Source organism: Klebsiella sp. JB_Kp042, assembly GCF_040065275.1.
Taxonomy (GTDB): Bacteria; Pseudomonadota; Gammaproteobacteria; order Enterobacterales; family Enterobacteriaceae; genus Klebsiella; species Klebsiella quasipneumoniae.
Window position 1 is genome coordinate 183,988 of sequence record NZ_JBEAJL010000016.1, and the last position, 14,865, is coordinate 198,852.

Genomic DNA, 14,865 nt, shown 5'->3' on the forward strand with positions numbered 1-14,865 from the left:
ACTAGTAAACGAGAAGTTGGCTTTCGTGAATATAAACGTCGCAGATTTGTTAAACGGGAATTACATCCTGTTATTATTCGTTGTACTTGCATTAGGACTATGCCTGGGAAAACTGCGTCTCGGCTCAGTACAACTTGGTAATTCCATTGGCGTTTTAGTCGTTTCTCTATTATTAGGTCAGCAGCATTTCGCGATTAACACCGATGCCCTTAATCTCGGCTTTATGTTGTTTATTTTTTGCGTCGGCGTGGAAGCCGGTCCTAACTTTTTTTCGATTTTTTTCCGCGACGGGAAAAACTATCTGATGCTGGCCCTGGTGATGGTCGGCAGCGCGATGCTGATCGCCATGGTGCTGGGTAAAGTGTTCGGCTGGGATATCGGGCTCACCGCCGGTATGCTGGCGGGGGCGATGACCTCCACCCCGGTGCTGGTGGGCGCGGGGGACACCCTGCGCCATTTCGGCCTGCCCAGCGATCAGCTGGCGCAGTCGCTTGACCACCTGAGCCTCGGCTATGCCCTGACCTACCTGGTTGGTCTGGTGAGCCTGATCGTCGGCGCCCGCTATATGCCCAAGCTGCAGCATCAGGATCTGCAGACCAGCGCCCAGCAAATCGCCCGCGAGCGCGGCCTCGATACCGATTCCAAACGTAAAGTCTACCTGCCGGTGATCCGCGCCTATCGCGTCGGCCCGGAGCTGGTGGCATGGGCGGATGGCAAAAATCTGCGCGAGCTGGGCATTTATCGCCAGACCGGCTGCTATATCGAACGCATCCGCCGCAACGGCATTCTGGCCAACCCGGACGGCGACGCGGTGCTGCAGATGGGCGACGATATTGCGCTGGTGGGCTACCCGGACGCGCACGCCCGCCTCGACCCGAGCTTCCGCAACGGTAAAGAGGTTTTCGACCGCGACCTGCTCGACATGCGCATCGTCACCGAAGAGATTGTGGTCAAAAACCACAACGCCGTCGGCCGCCGCCTGGCGCAGCTCAAGCTTACCGATCACGGCTGCTTCCTGAACCGGGTCATTCGCAGCCAGATCGAGATGCCTATCGACGACAACGTGGTGCTGAACAAAGGCGACGTGCTGCAGGTCAGCGGCGACGCCCGCCGCGTGAAGACCGTAGCCGACCGCATCGGCTTTATCTCCATTCACAGCCAGGTGACCGACCTCCTCGCCTTCTGCGCCTTCTTTATCGTCGGCCTGATGATCGGCATGATCACCTTCCAGTTCAGCTCCTTCAGCTTCGGCATCGGCAACGCCGCCGGCCTGCTGTTCGCCGGCATCATGCTTGGCTTCCTGCGCGCCAACCACCCAACCTTTGGCTATATCCCGCAGGGGGCGCTGAACATGGTGAAAGAGTTTGGTCTGATGGTGTTTATGGCCGGGGTCGGGCTCAGCGCCGGGGCCGGGATCAATAACGGGCTGGGCGCCGTCGGCGGCCAGATGCTGGCGGCCGGGCTTATCGTCAGCCTGGTGCCGGTGGTGATCTGCTTCCTGTTCGGCGCCTACGTGCTGCGCATGAACCGGGCGATGCTGTTCGGCGCCATGATGGGGGCCCGCACCTGCGCCCCGGCGATGGAGATCATCAGCGATACCGCGCGCAGCAACATCCCGGCGCTCGGCTATGCGGGCACCTACGCCATCGCCAACGTGCTGCTCACCCTCGCCGGGACGCTCATCGTGATCATCTGGCCAGGGCTACAATAAATTTTTTGCGAAAAAAGCCGCCACAGGCAGAACTTTTTCTCAGGGCATCAGTCATAAGTAATGCCACTGCTTTTCTTTGATGTCCCCATTTTGTGGAGCCCATCAACCCCGCCACTTCGGTTCAAGGTTGATGGGTTTTTTGTTGCCTGCGTTTAGCCATTCCGGCTGAAACGCCGCCTCAGCGCCCCTCTTCCTGCGCCCTCTCCCCTGCCAGCTGCCCGACCATCATGCGGATCGCCGCCTTCGACAGCGGCGCGCGGTCGGTGACAAAGTGCAGGGTCATCCCTTCAATAAAGGCGTCAAGGCCGCGGGCGGTGTCGGGGGCAAACCACTGCTCCAGCGTCTGCTGGCTGCGCCGCATCCAGTTCTGCATCACCGCCTTCAGCGCTGGCTGGCTGCTGCAGAACGCGTACAGCTGGTACATCAGCTCCATATTGCGCGCCGTGGTCACCTGGGCGCTGAAGATCAGCTCCGCGATGGCATCGCAGGCTTGTTGCCGGTTCGTTACTCCGGCGAAGCTTTGCTGATACTGCGCCGACATCTCGGCGGTAAACAGGTTGAACGCCTCCGCGATCAGCGCCTCGATGCCGCTGAAATAGTAGGTCAGCGACCCCAGCGGCACATTCGCGCAGGTGGCGATTTTACGGTGCGTCACCGCATGGACGCCGTGCGCCGCGATGGTGTCCAGCGTCGCCTGCAGGATGCGCTCGCGGCGCTGCGGATCGTTCGGTCTACGGGCCATGATTTTCCTCTTCCGGTTTATGTACAAATGTACACATGCTTGCTACTGTTGTCTTCACTCTTCTCCTTTAAGGCGTTTACGGATGACGACGCAATCTTCGCGCAGAGCGCTCCAGCTTCGACTGTGGGCGCTGTTTATGTTCTTTTTCATCCCCGGCTTATTAATGGCCTCCTGGGCCACCCGCACGCCGGCGATCCGCGATCTGCTGGCGCTTTCTACCGCAGAGATGGGCGTCGTGCTGTTTGGCCTGTCGGTGGGATCGATGAGCGGTATTCTCTGCTCGGCGTGGCTGGTGAAGCGCTTTGGCACCCGCAAGGTCATCCGCACCACCATGTCCTTCGCCGTACTCGGCATGCTGGTGCTCAGCCTGGCGCTGTGGGTCACCTCCGCCCCGCTGTTCGCCTTCGGTCTGGCCATCTTTGGCGCCAGCTTTGGCTCGGCAGAGGTCGCCATTAACGTCGAGGGCGCGGCGGTTGAGCGGGAGATGAATAAAACGGTGCTGCCGATGATGCACGGCTTCTACAGCTTTGGCACCCTGTTCGGCGCCGGGGTGGGCATGGCGGTGACCGGGTTCGGCCTGCCCGCCGCCCCGCATATCCTGGCGGCCGCGCTGGTGGCCATTCTGCCCATCGCCATTGCCATCCGCGCCATTCCGGAGGGTACCGGTAAAAATGCCGCCGAAGCCGCCCACGGCGAGGCGAAAGGTCTGCCGGTATGGCGCGACGCGCAGTTGCTGCTTATCGGGGTCATCGTCCTGGCGATGGCCTTTGCCGAAGGCTCGGCCAATGACTGGCTGCCGCTGCTGATGGTGGACGGCCACGGCTTTAGCCCCACCTCCGGCTCGCTGATCTATGCCGGCTTCACCCTCGGCATGACGCTGGGCCGCTTTACCGGCGGCTGGTTTATCGATCGCTACAGCCGGGTGACGGTGGTTCGCGGCAGCGCGGTGATGGGCGCCCTGGGTATCGGCCTGATTATCTTCGTCGATAACCCCTGGGTGGCGGGCATCTCGGTGCTGCTGTGGGGCATCGGCGCCTCGCTCGGCTTCCCGCTGACTATTTCCGCCGCCAGCGATACCGGTCCGGATGCCCCTAAGCGCGTCAGCGTGGTGGCGATTACCGGGTATCTTGCTTTCCTCGTCGGGCCGCCGCTGTTGGGCTTCCTGGGCGAGCACTTCGGCCTGCGCAGCGCGATGCTGGTGGTGCTGGGCCTGGTGATGGTGGCGGCGCTGGTCGCCCGCGCGGTGGCTAAGCCACAGTCTGAACCCGTTATGGAGAACAGCTAATGAGCATCAAACTGATTGCGGTGGATATGGACGGCACCTTTTTAAGCGATGCCAAAACCTACAACCGGCCGCGCTTCCTCGCCCAGTATCAACGAATGCGCGAGCAGAACATTCGCTTCGTGGTCGCCAGCGGCAACCAGTACTACCAGCTGATCTCCTTCTTTCCGGAGATCGCCCACCAGATCGCCTTCGTGGCGGAAAACGGCGGCTGGGTAGTGAGCGACAATGAAGACGTCTTCAACTGCCAGCTGCCGGTTCACCATTTCAACGCCGTGGTCGATCATCTGCAGACGCTGCCGAATATCGAAATCATCGCCTGCGGGAAGCGCAGCGCCTACACCCTCAACCGCTACAACGACGCGCTGAAGACGGTGGCGGCGAAGTATTATCACCGCCTTGAACTGGTGGATGATTTTAACCATCTCGATGACACCATCCTCAAATTTGGTCTCAACGTGCCGGACCGCCTGATCCCGGAAATTCAGCCGAGGCTGCACGCGGCGCTGGGGGACATGGTGACCGCAGTGGCCACCGGCTACGGCAGCATCGACTTAATTATCCCGGGGGTGCACAAAGCCAACGGCCTGCGTATTTTGCAGCAGCGCTGGGGCATCGAGGATCATGAGGTGGTGGCGTTCGGCGACAGCGGCAACGATATCGAAATGCTGCAGCACGCCGGGTTTGGCTTCGCCATGGCCAACGCCCGGGAAGACGTCAAAGCCGTCGCCCGCTATCATGCGCCGCACAACAACGAAGAGGGGGTTCTGCAGATTATCGATAAGGTGTTGGATCGCGAAGCGCCGTTCGCCTGATAAGACCCGGATGCAAGCGCATCCGGGTTGAAAACCGGTTACCCCTGCTGCGAATTGCCGACGCTTTTATCTTTCAGGAAGTAGATCATCAGCCCCAGCCACAGCACCCCGCCCAGCAGGTTAAACAGGCTGAACAGCCCATTGCCGCCCAGCTCGTAAGCATGTTTGCTGAGCTCGATGCCGACGGTGAAGATCAGCATCTGCAGCATTCCCATCGCCGCCGAAACCGTGCCTTTGCTCATCTCGCTGGCGAACAGGGTTAAGCGCACCAGGCCGGCGTTCGCCAGGCCAATCCCGAAGGCGTAGAAGCTCAGGCCGGCGGTCATCCACAGATAGGCGTGGGAAGAGACTACCGTCGCCGCCGCGGAGAGGAGCAGGCCAAACACGATCGGCCAGCCGCCCATGATAATCAGCGAGCGCACGGTACGGCGCGAAGTCAGGCGCGCCAGCACCAGGTTGCCGGCAATCAGCGCGCCGAAAATCGGCACCTGCAGCATGCCATACTCATAGCTGGTGGCTTGTTCGCCGCTGATAATAATGACCGGCGACTGGGCAATCCACGCCAGCAGCGGCAGGCTGACAAAGCCGGTGGCCAGCGCGCCGGCGACGAAGCGCAGGTTTTTCAGCACCAGGCGATAATCGCGGCCCAGCTCTTTGACCGACAGCTTTTCACCCAGCCGCGTCGCGGTCTCCGGCATCGCCCGCTGCAGGCCGACAAACGAGATGGCCGCCAGCACGGCGAACAGCACGAACATCATCTCCCACGGCAGGATATGCACCCAGGCGGCGCCCACCAGCGGCCCCAGCAGCGGAGCAATCAGCGCCACGTTGGCCATCAGGGCAGTGATTTTAATACACACCGCCTCCTCAAAGGACTCCTGGATCGCCGCGTAGCCGACCGCGCCGATAAAGCACAGGCTGATCCCCTGCAGGAAGCGCAGCAGGGTGAACTGCTCAATGGTCTGCGCCAGCAGCGTCGCCAGGCAGGTGACGATAAACCACACCACCCCGGTCAACATCACCGGACGGCGGCCAATACGGTCCGACAGCGGCCCCAGCAGCCACTGTAAAAACATGCCGCCGGCCAGATAGGCGGTCATCGAGGTGGGTACCCACTCGTTGCCCACCTGGAATTCCTGAACCACGGCCAGCATACCCGGCTGGATCATATCGTTGCCGATATAGGTGGAAAACTCGTACAGCACCAGACATAGCGGGAACAGCAACGCCTGCCTTCCGAGGCGGCGGCCTGAAAGCGAATAATTTTGCATGAAATCTCTTATCTATCAAAAATCGCGCAAAGTGTAATGAAACTCCCGGCGCGGAGATAGTGAATTGTGGGTGACACCGCACAATATTGCGAGTTGCGCGCCCCCGTCAGGCTTCTCCTTTGCAATTCACTCTGCGTATATATTCCGTTTATGTTTCAACAATGTGACAAAGGATATACTGACGCTTTTCAGGGGGTTAGCGCCGCGCCTCAGGAGGCGACATTTCATAACAACCTGATTTTTAAGACAATGCTGCTTTATCTCCGCACCGCTTTTATTTAGGGTAGGCGGCTTATTTGCTATCGGACCAACGAGCCTGGAAGTCTATGCTGGAAAATATTAACTACGCGCTGTTCGCCCTGCTCAACGCAACCCCGGCCTCGCCGCAGTGGGCCATTGAGGTGGCGATTTTCATCGCTAAAGATCTGATTCTGATCGTGCCCCTGCTGGTGGTGGCCTTGTGGCTGTGGGGGCCTGCCCAGCGGCAGATGGTGTTTAAGCTGATGCTGGCGCTGACGATCAGCCTGACCGTCTCATGGGCGATCGGCCACCTCTATCCGCACGATCGGCCATTTGTCGCCGGCGTGGGCTATAACTTCCTGCACCATGCGGCGGACGACTCCTTCCCCAGCGACCATGGCACCGTCAGCTTTACCTTTGCCCTGGCCTTCCTGTTCTGGCATCGCCTGTGGTCCGGCGCCCTGCTGATGGCCCTTGCCGCCGCCATCGCCTGGTCCCGCGTCTATCTCGGCGTCCACTGGCCGCTGGACATGATTGGCGGCCTGCTGGCCGGGATGTGCGGCTGCCTTGGCGCGGCGCTAATCTGGCATACTGTCGGCCCGGCGCTGTACCGTCAGCTGCAGCGCCTCTATCGCCTCTGCTTCTCCCTGCCGATCCGCAAAGGCTGGGTGCGCGGCTAAACGCCGACCGTCGCGGCGGCCACCGCGTGACTAACCCGCAAGCGACAGGTAAAATCCCGCTAACGCCCTGCCTCCGCAGGGCGATTTTAGCGCAGAGGGAATATGGAAACTCGCCGTGACGAACGCATCAGTCAACTCATTCAGGCACTCAAGCGCAGCGATAAGCTGCATCTGAAAGAAGCGGCCTCCCTGCTTGGGGTGTCGGAAATGACCATTCGTCGCGACCTCAACGGCCACAGCGGTCCGGTCGTGCTGCTCGGCGGATACATTGTGCTGGAGCCGCGCAGCGCCACCCATTACCTGCTCAGCGACCAAAAGACCCGGCTGGTCGAGGAGAAACGCCGCGCCGCCCGCCATGCGGCCGCGCTGCTGGAGCCCCATCAGATGGCCTTCTTCGACTGCGGGACCACCACCCCGTGGATCATTGACGCCATTGACGATGCCTTGCCCTTCACCGGCGTCTGCTACTCCCTGAACACCTTTCTGGCCCTGCAGGAAAAGCCCCAGTGCCGCGCGGTCCTGTGTGGTGGAGAATTTCATGCCAGCAACGCGATTTTTATGCCGCTGAGCCTTGAGGATACCCTCAGCCATCTGAGCCCTGACATCGCCTTTTACTCGGCGGCGGGCATTGACTGCGAACAGGGGGCGACCTGCTATAACCTGGAGGAGTTGCCGGTCAAACACTGGGCGATGCGACACGCGCGCTACCATGTACTGGTGGTCGACCACAGCAAGTTTGGCAAAGTGCGTCCGGCGCGCATGGGGGCGTTAGCGAAGTTTGACGTGATCGCCAGCGATATCTGCCCGGATGATGAGCTGGTGGCGCTGGCGAAGGCACAGCAGATCTCCCTGCTGTATTGAAGCGTCACTATTGAAGCGTAACTGACCGCGCCCCGCCGGGCGCGGTCATGGCATCAGGAGAACCAGCTGCCGAACCAGCCGTGCAGTTTCATCAGTACGAAGTCGATCATCCGGCTGAAGAAGCCGCCCTCTTTCACCGGCTCCATGACGATCAGCGGGCGCTGCTCGATGGTTTTATCATTCAGCTTAAAGTCGATAGTCCCGACCACCTGCCCCTTCTCCAGCGGCGCGGTAAGCTGCGGCTGGTTTAAGGTGTAGCTGGCTTTCAGGTTTTTCAGCTGGCCCTTCGGCAGGGTGATAGAGCCCGCTTCGCCGGCCCCCAGTTTCGCTTCGCTGCTGTCGCCAAACCACACGCGCTGGGTGACGAAGGTGGCATCCGGTTTAATCGGCGTCACGGTTTCATAGAAGCGGAAGCCCCAGGTTAGCAGTTTTTCCGACTCGTTAAAGCGAATGCGGTCGGTTTTGGTCCCCAGCACCACGGCAATCAGACGCATATCGCCCTGAGTGGCCGAAGAAACCAGGTTATAGCCGGCCCCGGCGGTGGTCCCGGTTTTCACGCCATCGGCGTTGAGGTTGGTGCTCCACAGCAGGCGGTTACGGTTTGGCTGGCGAATTTTATTAAAGGTAAACTCTTTCTCTTTATGTACCGCGTACTCTTCCGGTACGTCGTGGATCATCGCTTTGGTCAGTAACGCCATATCGCGGGCGGTACTGAACTGCCCCGGCGCATCGAGGCCGTGGACGGTCATAAAGGTGGTGTTGGTCAGCCCCATTTTTTTGGCGTAGCCGTTCATCAGGCTGACGAAAGCGTCCTGGCTGCCCGCCACGTAGTCCGCAATGGCAATGCTGGCGTCGTTACCGGACTGAATGATGACCCCTTTGTTCAGATCTTCTACTGAAACCTGCATGCCGGGCTTGAGGAACATCACCGATGAACCGCGCAGCGCCGGGTTGCCGGTCGCCCAGGCATCGCGCCCGACGGTCACCATATCGGTCAGTTTAATTTTTCCCGCTTTTATCGCCTGCCCCACCACGTAGCTGGTCATAATCTTCGTCAGACTGGCCGGGTCGAGTTTTTCATCGGCATTGCCTTCGCTCAGCACCTTCCCGCTGGCGTAGTCCATCAGGATCCAGGCGCGAGCGTCAATCGAAGGGGCGTCGGGGAGTTGTTCTGCAGCCTGCACCGCAGGTGCGACAAGAAATAACAGCGCGCAACCTGCCGCGAGGCCGCGAAGGGAAAAAGCGTCATGCATCATAAGAGCCACCCAAGTATCCTTTCCAAACAAAATATGCCGCGCCACTCTGACCGCGCCGCAGCAACCGGTGAGTAAAGCGTACAAATGACCTTAAAGAAACAGCGAGTTGGTAAAGTTTTTAAAGTTTACGCAATAACATGCCGCTGTGCTTTAATCAGAACAATTTTTTTGATCGTGATTGCCTAAATATTAACTTTATCCCAACATGATCGCCGATCGCGCTGCAACGGCAGTGAAACAAACTCAGGAGCGAAAATGATTACACTGTGGGGACGTAATAACTCGACCAACGTGAAGAAAGTGCGCTGGGTGCTGGAGGAGCTGGATCTGCCGTATGAGCAGATCCTCGCCGGGCTGGAGTTTGGTCTCAATCGTGACCCGGAATATCTGGCGATGAACCCCAACGGGCTGGTGCCGCTGTTAAAGGACGACGCCACCGGGGTGGTGTTGTGGGAATCAAATACGATTATTCGCTACCTTGCCGCCCAGTATGGCGCTGACCGTCTGTGGCTGGCCGCGCCGGCGCAGCGCGCGCAAGGCGATAAGTGGATGGACTGGTCCAACGGCACGCTCTCTCCCGCCCATCGCCCGGTGTTAATGGGCCTGGTGAGGACGCCGCCGGAGCAACGCGACCCGGCGGCCATCGCCGCGGGGATCAGCGCCTGCGAAGCGCTGTTCGCCATGCTGGATGACGAGCTGGCGAAAACGCCGTGGCTCTCCGGCGAGCAGTTCGGCCTTGGCGATATTGCCGTCGCCCCCTTCGTCTACAACCTGCTGTCGATCCTCGACAGCTGGCAACCGCGTCCCCATCTGCAGCGCTGGTATCAGCAGATTAGCCAGCGTCCGGCCTGGCGCGAAGTGGTGCAGATCCCGGTCACCTGAAATTAACTCTCCGGACTCAGCCGCAATAGCTCGCCGTTAGACTCGTCGGTTAACACATACAGATAGCCGTCGGGTCCCACGCGGACGTCGCGGATCCGTTTCCCGCGCGCCTCCAGCAGGCGCTCCTCCTCACGGACCTGATTGCCGTCCACCGCCAGAACAATCAGCGACGTCTCCTTCAGCGCGCCGATAAACAGCTTATGTTGCCACTGGGGAAAGGTCTGCGCCGCGTAAAAGGCCATCCCGCTCACTCCCGGTGAGACCGGCCAGACATGCAGGGGAGGCTCGGTCCCCGGCACCGTCTTGCCCCTGGCCTCCGGAATGGGCAGGCCGCTGTAGTTAATGCCGTGCGTCGCCAGCGGCCAGCCGTAGTTTTTTCCCGCCTGCGGGATATTAATTTCATCCCCGCCGCGCGGACCATGCTCGTTCAGCCACAGCGCCCCGCTCCACGGATTCATCGCCATACCCTGCGGATTGCGGATGCCGTAGGCCCAGATCTCCGGCCTCACGTCGGCCCGGCCAACAAAGGGGTTATCCGGCGGAACGCCCCCGGTCTCCGTCAGACGGACCACTTTTCCCTGCAGCTTGCCGAGATCCTGAGCGGTGGGACGCTGATTGTTCTCCCCGAGGCCAATAAACAGATGCCCTTTGCCGTCGAATACCAGCCGGCCGCCAAAATGATTGCCGACGGAGAGTTTCGGCTGCTGGCGAAACACCACGGTGAAGTTCGTCAGCTGCGTGGCATCCTGGCTCAACTGCCCGTAGCCCACCGCGGTGCCCGCTTTGCCGCTGGCGTCGCTCTCCGCATAGCTTAGCCACACCCGCCGCGACTGCGCGAAATCCGGGGCCAGCGCCACGTCCAGTAAGCCTCCCTGGCCGTTGGCCCACACCTGCGGCACGCCGGCTATCGGCGCCGACAGGCCTTTACCCGGCTGCCAGCGCTTGAGCTCGCCGCCGCGCAGAGTAATCAACATGCCCTGGTCGCCGGGGAGAAACGCCAGGCTCCACGGATGGGCCAGCCGGTTCTGCAATACTTCCACCCGCACCGCGGCCTGGCTCAGGGCCGGCAGCGACAGGGCGCTCAATAGCAACAGCAGCGGGATCGGACGCATGGCATTCTCCTTTCGTCAGCTCTGCGCTAAAGGGTAGCCAGCGGGGAAATTTGCGCGGGGATTTTTACATAACCTTTAACAGGGGAAGCGTCCACTTCCCCTGAGTTTCAGCCGATCAGGCATGAGGGATTGGCGACAATTTATTCAATTTATGAATATTTGAAGTCAATCCTGTCAGACAGCGTTCTAGCTTCTCTACGTTAACAGCGATGTACAGCGGACAATCATGATGTCCGCTCATCAGGCATACTGCAGCGGCGGCGACGGACTCGCCGGCCAAACGAAGGGCATCCCTCTCCTCCGGTGAAATGACATTCTGCAGGCGCGGCGCCTGTGCACGCATTTCACGGCAAAGCTCAAACAAGTTTTCACGCAGATGGTCATTTTCGCTGACTGACATGTAGCCTTTGGCCTTTCGCAGCTGCAGATAGGCGTCAATATCGATATTAGCGTTAATGAGCTTCTGCAAAAGGTGGCGGTATAGTCTGTCAACGGTCATCACGGTTCCTCCTCTGTCGTCCTTTACCTCATCCATAATACGGTTATTTTTTGTACAAAATGATGCGCCAGGTCAATTATTTCCAAGCCTTTAACACCCTTTACAATGTAACAACCTTGCCGCTTTGTTAGGTATATAACAAAGATTATGTTATACGATCACATTTAATTTCAAAAAGAAATTAATTCGCATTCGCCGCTATAAAAAGGCCAAAATAGTGCTGCAATGATCACATTATATTGCTGGCGCTATTGCACGATCGCCAGTCAGGATGCCATAACAAATCATTAATGTAATACGTATAACATTTAATAAAAACAGCGACCGCGGTTCGCTGATAATCTCTCTGCCCATTTGCAAGGAACTGAACCATGACGCCCGGTAAAAGAAACTACCTTCTGTTAAGTCTTTTCGATTTCCTCTACCTGTTCGCCTGGTCGTCGACCATGGCTTTCTTTGTCATCTGGACCACCCAGCATCTTGGCATCAGCGCCACGAAAACCGGCCTGCTCTATTCGGTCAACGCCTTTATCGCCCTGCTGATGCAGCCTTTCTTAGGCTTTATCTCCGACAAGTTCGGCCTGAAAAAACGCCTTATCTGGCTGCTGGTGGCGCTGCTCCTGCCGGTAGGCCCCTTCTTTATCTACGTTTACGCGCCGCTGCTGATGCACAGCTTCTGGATTGGCGCGCTGCTGGGGGGCATCTATCTGGGGATCATCTTTAACTCCGGCTGCGGGGTGATCGACTCTTATATCGATAAGATTTCCCGCCGCTACCAGTTCGAATACGGTCGGGTGCGGATGTGGGGCTCGTTAGGCTGGGCGGCCGCGGCCTGGATCGTCGGTAAATATATCGACAGCAATCCCAATCTGGCCTTCTGGCTCGCCAGCCTCGCCATCGTCATCGCCGCCGTCTGCTTTATGCTGACCAAAATCGAATTAACTGACGCCGATGTGGCGCGAAGCGAATCGCTGAAGGTCTCCCATGCCCTTGAGCTGGCGAAGAACAGCCAGTTCTGGATGCTGCTGATCTTTACCCTGTTCGTCACGCAGATTTATGACACCTACGATCAGCAATTTGCCCAGTACTTCTCGCTGCAATTCCCGACGCCGGAGGAAGGCAACCGCTGGTATGGGATCCTCGCCTCCATTCAGGTGTGCGGCGAAACGCTGTTCTTATGCCTGATGCCGTGGTTTGTTAACCGGACCGGCGCCAAATGGGCGCTGATCATTGCCGGGCTGATCATGTCGGTACGTATTGCTGGCTCGGCGGTGCCTCTCGGCCCGGTGTGGATTGGCGCAGTAAAAATGATGCATGCCCTGGAGAAACCGTTAATTCTGGTGTCGGTCTTTAAATTCATCGCCGCCAACTTCGACCACAAGCTCTCTTCAACAGTCTATTTACTGGTGCTGTTTGTCGCCTCGATCGCCACCGCCATCTACTCGCCGCTGGCAGGCTATCTGTACGATACCATTGGCTTCGCCGACACCTATCTGATCCTCGGCGGCATCGCCGGGCTCTTTACTCTGATCTCTGTCTTCACGCTGCAGGATAAGCGCGAGCCGAAAAAGCCCGGCGTCGCCCCCTCCGGAGCCGTCACCCCGGCGCAATAAGTCTCTGCCCGGCAGCAACGCCGGGCATGAATCGCCGCCCGCGCGCACGGCGTGCCGGAAGCGTTTCCCGCCCCTCTGCCCCGGGGCGTGCGGGATCCGCTGTAGCGGCAGGGGCGTGAAAGGCAGGGTTGGGTGCGCTTTTTCACCATTAACCGTGACGGAGCTATACTCTTTTTCGCAAAGATCTGTAGAATTCCTGCCCTGACCATTCCAATAATTGAACACTTTTTAAGCTATGAGCAATGTCACGCACCAGCCGAAAATCGGCTTCGTCTCCCTGGGCTGCCCGAAAAACCTCGTGGACTCAGAGCGTATCCTAACCGAACTGCGCACCGAAGGTTATGACGTCGTACCTACCTACGACAACGCCGATATGGTGATCGTTAACACCTGCGGCTTTATCGACAGCGCTGTGCAGGAATCGCTGGAAGCGATCGGCGAAGCGTTGAAAGAGAACGGCAAGGTGATCGTCACCGGCTGTCTCGGCGCAAAAGAGGATCAGATCCGCGAAGTGCACCCGAAGGTGCTGGAGATCACCGGTCCGCACAGCTATGAGCAGGTGCTGGAGCACGTCCACCACTATACGCCAAAGCCGAAGCACAACCCGTTCCTGAGCCTGGTGCCGGAACAGGGCGTGAAGCTGACGCCGCGCCACTACGCCTACTTAAAAATTTCCGAAGGCTGCAACCATCGCTGCACCTTCTGCATTATTCCGTCCATGCGCGGCGATCTGGTGAGCCGTCCGATTGGCGAAGTGCTGGCGGAAGCCAAACGCCTCGCTGACGCTGGCGTGAAAGAGCTGCTGGTGATTTCGCAGGACACCTCCGCCTACGGCGTCGACGTCAAGCACCGCACCGGTTTCCACAACGGTATGCCGGTGAAGACCAGCATGGTCAGCCTGTGCGAAGAGCTGGCGAAGCTCGGCATCTGGGTGCGCCTGCACTATGTCTACCCGTACCCGCACGTCGACGATGTGATCCCGCTGATGGCGGAAGGCAAAATTCTGCCGTACCTCGATATTCCGCTGCAGCACGCCAGCCCGCGTATCCTGAAGCTGATGAAGCGTCCAGGATCCGCGGACCGTCAGCTGGCGCGCATCAAGCAGTGGCGTGAAATCTGCCCGGATCTGACCCTGCGCTCCACCTTTATCGTGGGCTTCCCGGGCGAAACGGAAGAAGATTTCCAGATGCTGCTCGACTTCCTGAAAGAGGCGCGTCTCGACCGCGTCGGCTGCTTCAAGTACAGCCCGGTTGAAGGCGCCACCGCCAATGAGCTGGCGGACCAGGTGCCGGAAGAGGTGAAAGAGGAGCGCTGGAACCGCTTTATGCAGCTGCAGCAGCAGATCTCTGCCGAGCGTCTGCAGGAAAAAGTGGGCCGCGAAATCCTGGTGCTGGTGGATGAAGTGGATGAAGAAGGCGCCATTGGCCGCAGCATGGCCGACGCCCCGGAAATCGACGGCGCGGTCTACCTGAACGGCGAAACCCGCGTTAAGCCGGGCGACGTGGTGCGGGTGAAAGTCGAGCACGCCGACGAATACGATCTGTGGGGAACCCGGATCTAGTCCAGCTTCCCGGATAGCGGCTTATCGCATTCCCCTGCCTGGGGGTTCTCCCGTAGGCTCCCCCCAGGCCCGGCAAGCGCAGCGCCGATTACCTTCCAGGCAACCCTGTTGCGCCGTTATTTTGCCGGGTGGCGGCTACGCCTTATCCGGCCTGGAGGGTCCTCTCACAGGCATATACCTCGCAGGCCCGGCAAGCGCAGCATTGATTACCTTCCAGGCAACCCTGTTGCGCCGTTATTATGCCGGGTGGCGGCTCCGCCTTACCCGGCCTACGGGGTCCTCTCACAGGCTCATACCTCGTAGGCCCGGTAAGCGCAGCGCCACCGGGCGATGACAGCAG

At 59.3% G+C, this 14,865-nt stretch carries 13 protein-coding genes; 8 read left to right on the plus strand and 5 right to left on the minus strand.

Annotated features, from left to right (window positions below):
• The first annotated feature begins 25 nt into the window (after positions 1 to 25).
• The gene (locus ABLV54_RS06095) at positions 26 to 1,711 is read left to right on the plus strand and encodes an aspartate:alanine antiporter (RefSeq protein WP_004179131.1); all 1,686 of its coding nucleotides are present in this window, start codon (positions 26 to 28) and stop codon (positions 1,709 to 1,711) included.
• 178 nt (positions 1,712 to 1,889) lie between these two features.
• On the opposite strand, the gene ABLV54_RS06100 is transcribed toward ABLV54_RS06095, so the two are convergent.
• On the minus strand, positions 1,890 to 2,453 hold the full coding sequence (locus tag ABLV54_RS06100) for a TetR family transcriptional regulator (protein WP_044521890.1): 564 nt from the start codon (positions 2,451 to 2,453) through the stop codon (positions 1,890 to 1,892).
• Between the two features lie 82 nt (positions 2,454 to 2,535).
• On the opposite strand from ABLV54_RS06100, the gene ABLV54_RS06105 reads away from it, so the two are divergent.
• Positions 2,536 to 3,738 carry an MFS transporter gene (locus tag ABLV54_RS06105; protein ID WP_044521889.1) on the plus strand — a complete coding sequence of 401 codons (1,203 nt, stop codon included), beginning with the start codon at positions 2,536 to 2,538 and terminating at the stop codon, positions 3,736 to 3,738.
• Entirely contained in the window at positions 3,738 to 4,550 is an 813-nt protein-coding gene (locus ABLV54_RS06110) for a Cof-type HAD-IIB family hydrolase (RefSeq protein WP_050532933.1), read from the plus strand. Before ABLV54_RS06105 ends, ABLV54_RS06110 begins: the two co-directional genes overlap by 1 nt.
• Before the next feature lie 38 nt (positions 4,551 to 4,588).
• On the opposite strand, the gene kdeA is transcribed toward ABLV54_RS06110, so the two are convergent.
• Positions 4,589 to 5,821, minus strand: coding sequence for a multidrug efflux MFS transporter KdeA (kdeA, locus tag ABLV54_RS06115; RefSeq protein WP_004201293.1), 1,233 nt, complete (start codon positions 5,819 to 5,821; stop codon positions 4,589 to 4,591).
• Between the two features lie 326 nt (positions 5,822 to 6,147).
• On the opposite strand from kdeA, the gene ybjG reads away from it, so the two are divergent.
• Positions 6,148 to 6,741, plus strand: coding sequence for an undecaprenyl-diphosphate phosphatase (ybjG, locus tag ABLV54_RS06120; protein ID WP_050532934.1), 594 nt, complete (start codon positions 6,148 to 6,150; stop codon positions 6,739 to 6,741).
• A gap of 102 nt (positions 6,742 to 6,843) precedes the next feature.
• Positions 6,844 to 7,602, plus strand: coding sequence for a DNA-binding transcriptional repressor DeoR (gene deoR / locus ABLV54_RS06125; protein WP_023288975.1), 759 nt, complete (start codon positions 6,844 to 6,846; stop codon positions 7,600 to 7,602).
• A gap of 53 nt (positions 7,603 to 7,655) precedes the next feature.
• On the opposite strand, the gene dacC is transcribed toward deoR, so the two are convergent.
• Positions 7,656 to 8,858: a serine-type D-Ala-D-Ala carboxypeptidase gene (gene dacC / locus ABLV54_RS06130; RefSeq protein WP_004201290.1), complete on the minus strand. Its 1,203-nt coding sequence runs from the start codon at positions 8,856 to 8,858 to the stop codon at positions 7,656 to 7,658.
• Positions 8,859 to 9,113: 255 nt separating this feature from the next.
• Here dacC and ABLV54_RS06135 point away from each other — a divergent pair, with 255 nt between their 5' ends.
• Entirely contained in the window at positions 9,114 to 9,740 is a 627-nt protein-coding gene (locus tag ABLV54_RS06135) for a glutathione S-transferase family protein (RefSeq protein ID WP_044521882.1), read from the plus strand.
• Between the two features lie 2 nt (positions 9,741 to 9,742).
• On the opposite strand, the gene ABLV54_RS06140 is transcribed toward ABLV54_RS06135, so the two are convergent.
• On the minus strand, positions 9,743 to 10,852 hold the full coding sequence (locus ABLV54_RS06140; protein ID WP_044521879.1) for a PQQ-dependent sugar dehydrogenase: 1,110 nt from the start codon (positions 10,850 to 10,852) through the stop codon (positions 9,743 to 9,745).
• A 115-nt stretch (positions 10,853 to 10,967) separates the two neighbouring features.
• Entirely contained in the window at positions 10,968 to 11,351 is a 384-nt protein-coding gene (gene bssR, locus ABLV54_RS06145) for a biofilm formation regulator BssR (RefSeq protein WP_023288972.1), read from the minus strand.
• Between the two features lie 371 nt (positions 11,352 to 11,722).
• Here bssR and ABLV54_RS06150 point away from each other — a divergent pair, with 371 nt between their 5' ends.
• The gene (locus tag ABLV54_RS06150; RefSeq protein ID WP_050532935.1) at positions 11,723 to 12,964 is read left to right on the plus strand and encodes an oligosaccharide MFS transporter; all 1,242 of its coding nucleotides are present in this window, start codon (positions 11,723 to 11,725) and stop codon (positions 12,962 to 12,964) included.
• Positions 12,965 to 13,199: 235 nt separating this feature from the next.
• On the plus strand, positions 13,200 to 14,525 hold the full coding sequence (gene rimO, locus ABLV54_RS06155) for a 30S ribosomal protein S12 methylthiotransferase RimO (RefSeq protein ID WP_023288970.1): 1,326 nt from the start codon (positions 13,200 to 13,202) through the stop codon (positions 14,523 to 14,525).
• Positions 14,526 to 14,865: the final 340 nt, after the last annotated feature.

What these genes read in the sequence shown, in the direction of transcription:
- ABLV54_RS06105 (WP_044521889.1), top strand. Translation starts at nt 2,536, where the DNA reads ATGACGACGCAATCTTCGCGCAGAGCGCTCCAGCTTCGACTGTGGGCG.
- deoR (WP_023288975.1), top strand. Translation starts at nt 6,844, where the DNA reads ATGGAAACTCGCCGTGACGAACGCATCAGTCAACTCATTCAGGCACTC.
- ABLV54_RS06135 (WP_044521882.1), top strand. Translation starts at nt 9,114, where the DNA reads ATGATTACACTGTGGGGACGTAATAACTCGACCAACGTGAAGAAAGTG.
- bssR (WP_023288972.1), bottom strand. Translation starts at nt 11,351, where the DNA reads ATGACCGTTGACAGACTATACCGCCACCTTTTGCAGAAGCTCATTAAC.
- ybjG (WP_050532934.1), top strand. Translation starts at nt 6,148, where the DNA reads ATGCTGGAAAATATTAACTACGCGCTGTTCGCCCTGCTCAACGCAACC.
- ABLV54_RS06140 (WP_044521879.1), bottom strand. Translation starts at nt 10,852, where the DNA reads ATGCGTCCGATCCCGCTGCTGTTGCTATTGAGCGCCCTGTCGCTGCCG.
- kdeA (WP_004201293.1), bottom strand. Translation starts at nt 5,821, where the DNA reads ATGCAAAATTATTCGCTTTCAGGCCGCCGCCTCGGAAGGCAGGCGTTG.
- dacC (WP_004201290.1), bottom strand. Translation starts at nt 8,858, where the DNA reads ATGATGCATGACGCTTTTTCCCTTCGCGGCCTCGCGGCAGGTTGCGCG.
- ABLV54_RS06100 (WP_044521890.1), bottom strand. Translation starts at nt 2,453, where the DNA reads ATGGCCCGTAGACCGAACGATCCGCAGCGCCGCGAGCGCATCCTGCAG.
- ABLV54_RS06110 (WP_050532933.1), top strand. Translation starts at nt 3,738, where the DNA reads ATGAGCATCAAACTGATTGCGGTGGATATGGACGGCACCTTTTTAAGC.
- ABLV54_RS06150 (WP_050532935.1), top strand. Translation starts at nt 11,723, where the DNA reads ATGACGCCCGGTAAAAGAAACTACCTTCTGTTAAGTCTTTTCGATTTC.
- rimO (WP_023288970.1), top strand. Translation starts at nt 13,200, where the DNA reads ATGAGCAATGTCACGCACCAGCCGAAAATCGGCTTCGTCTCCCTGGGC.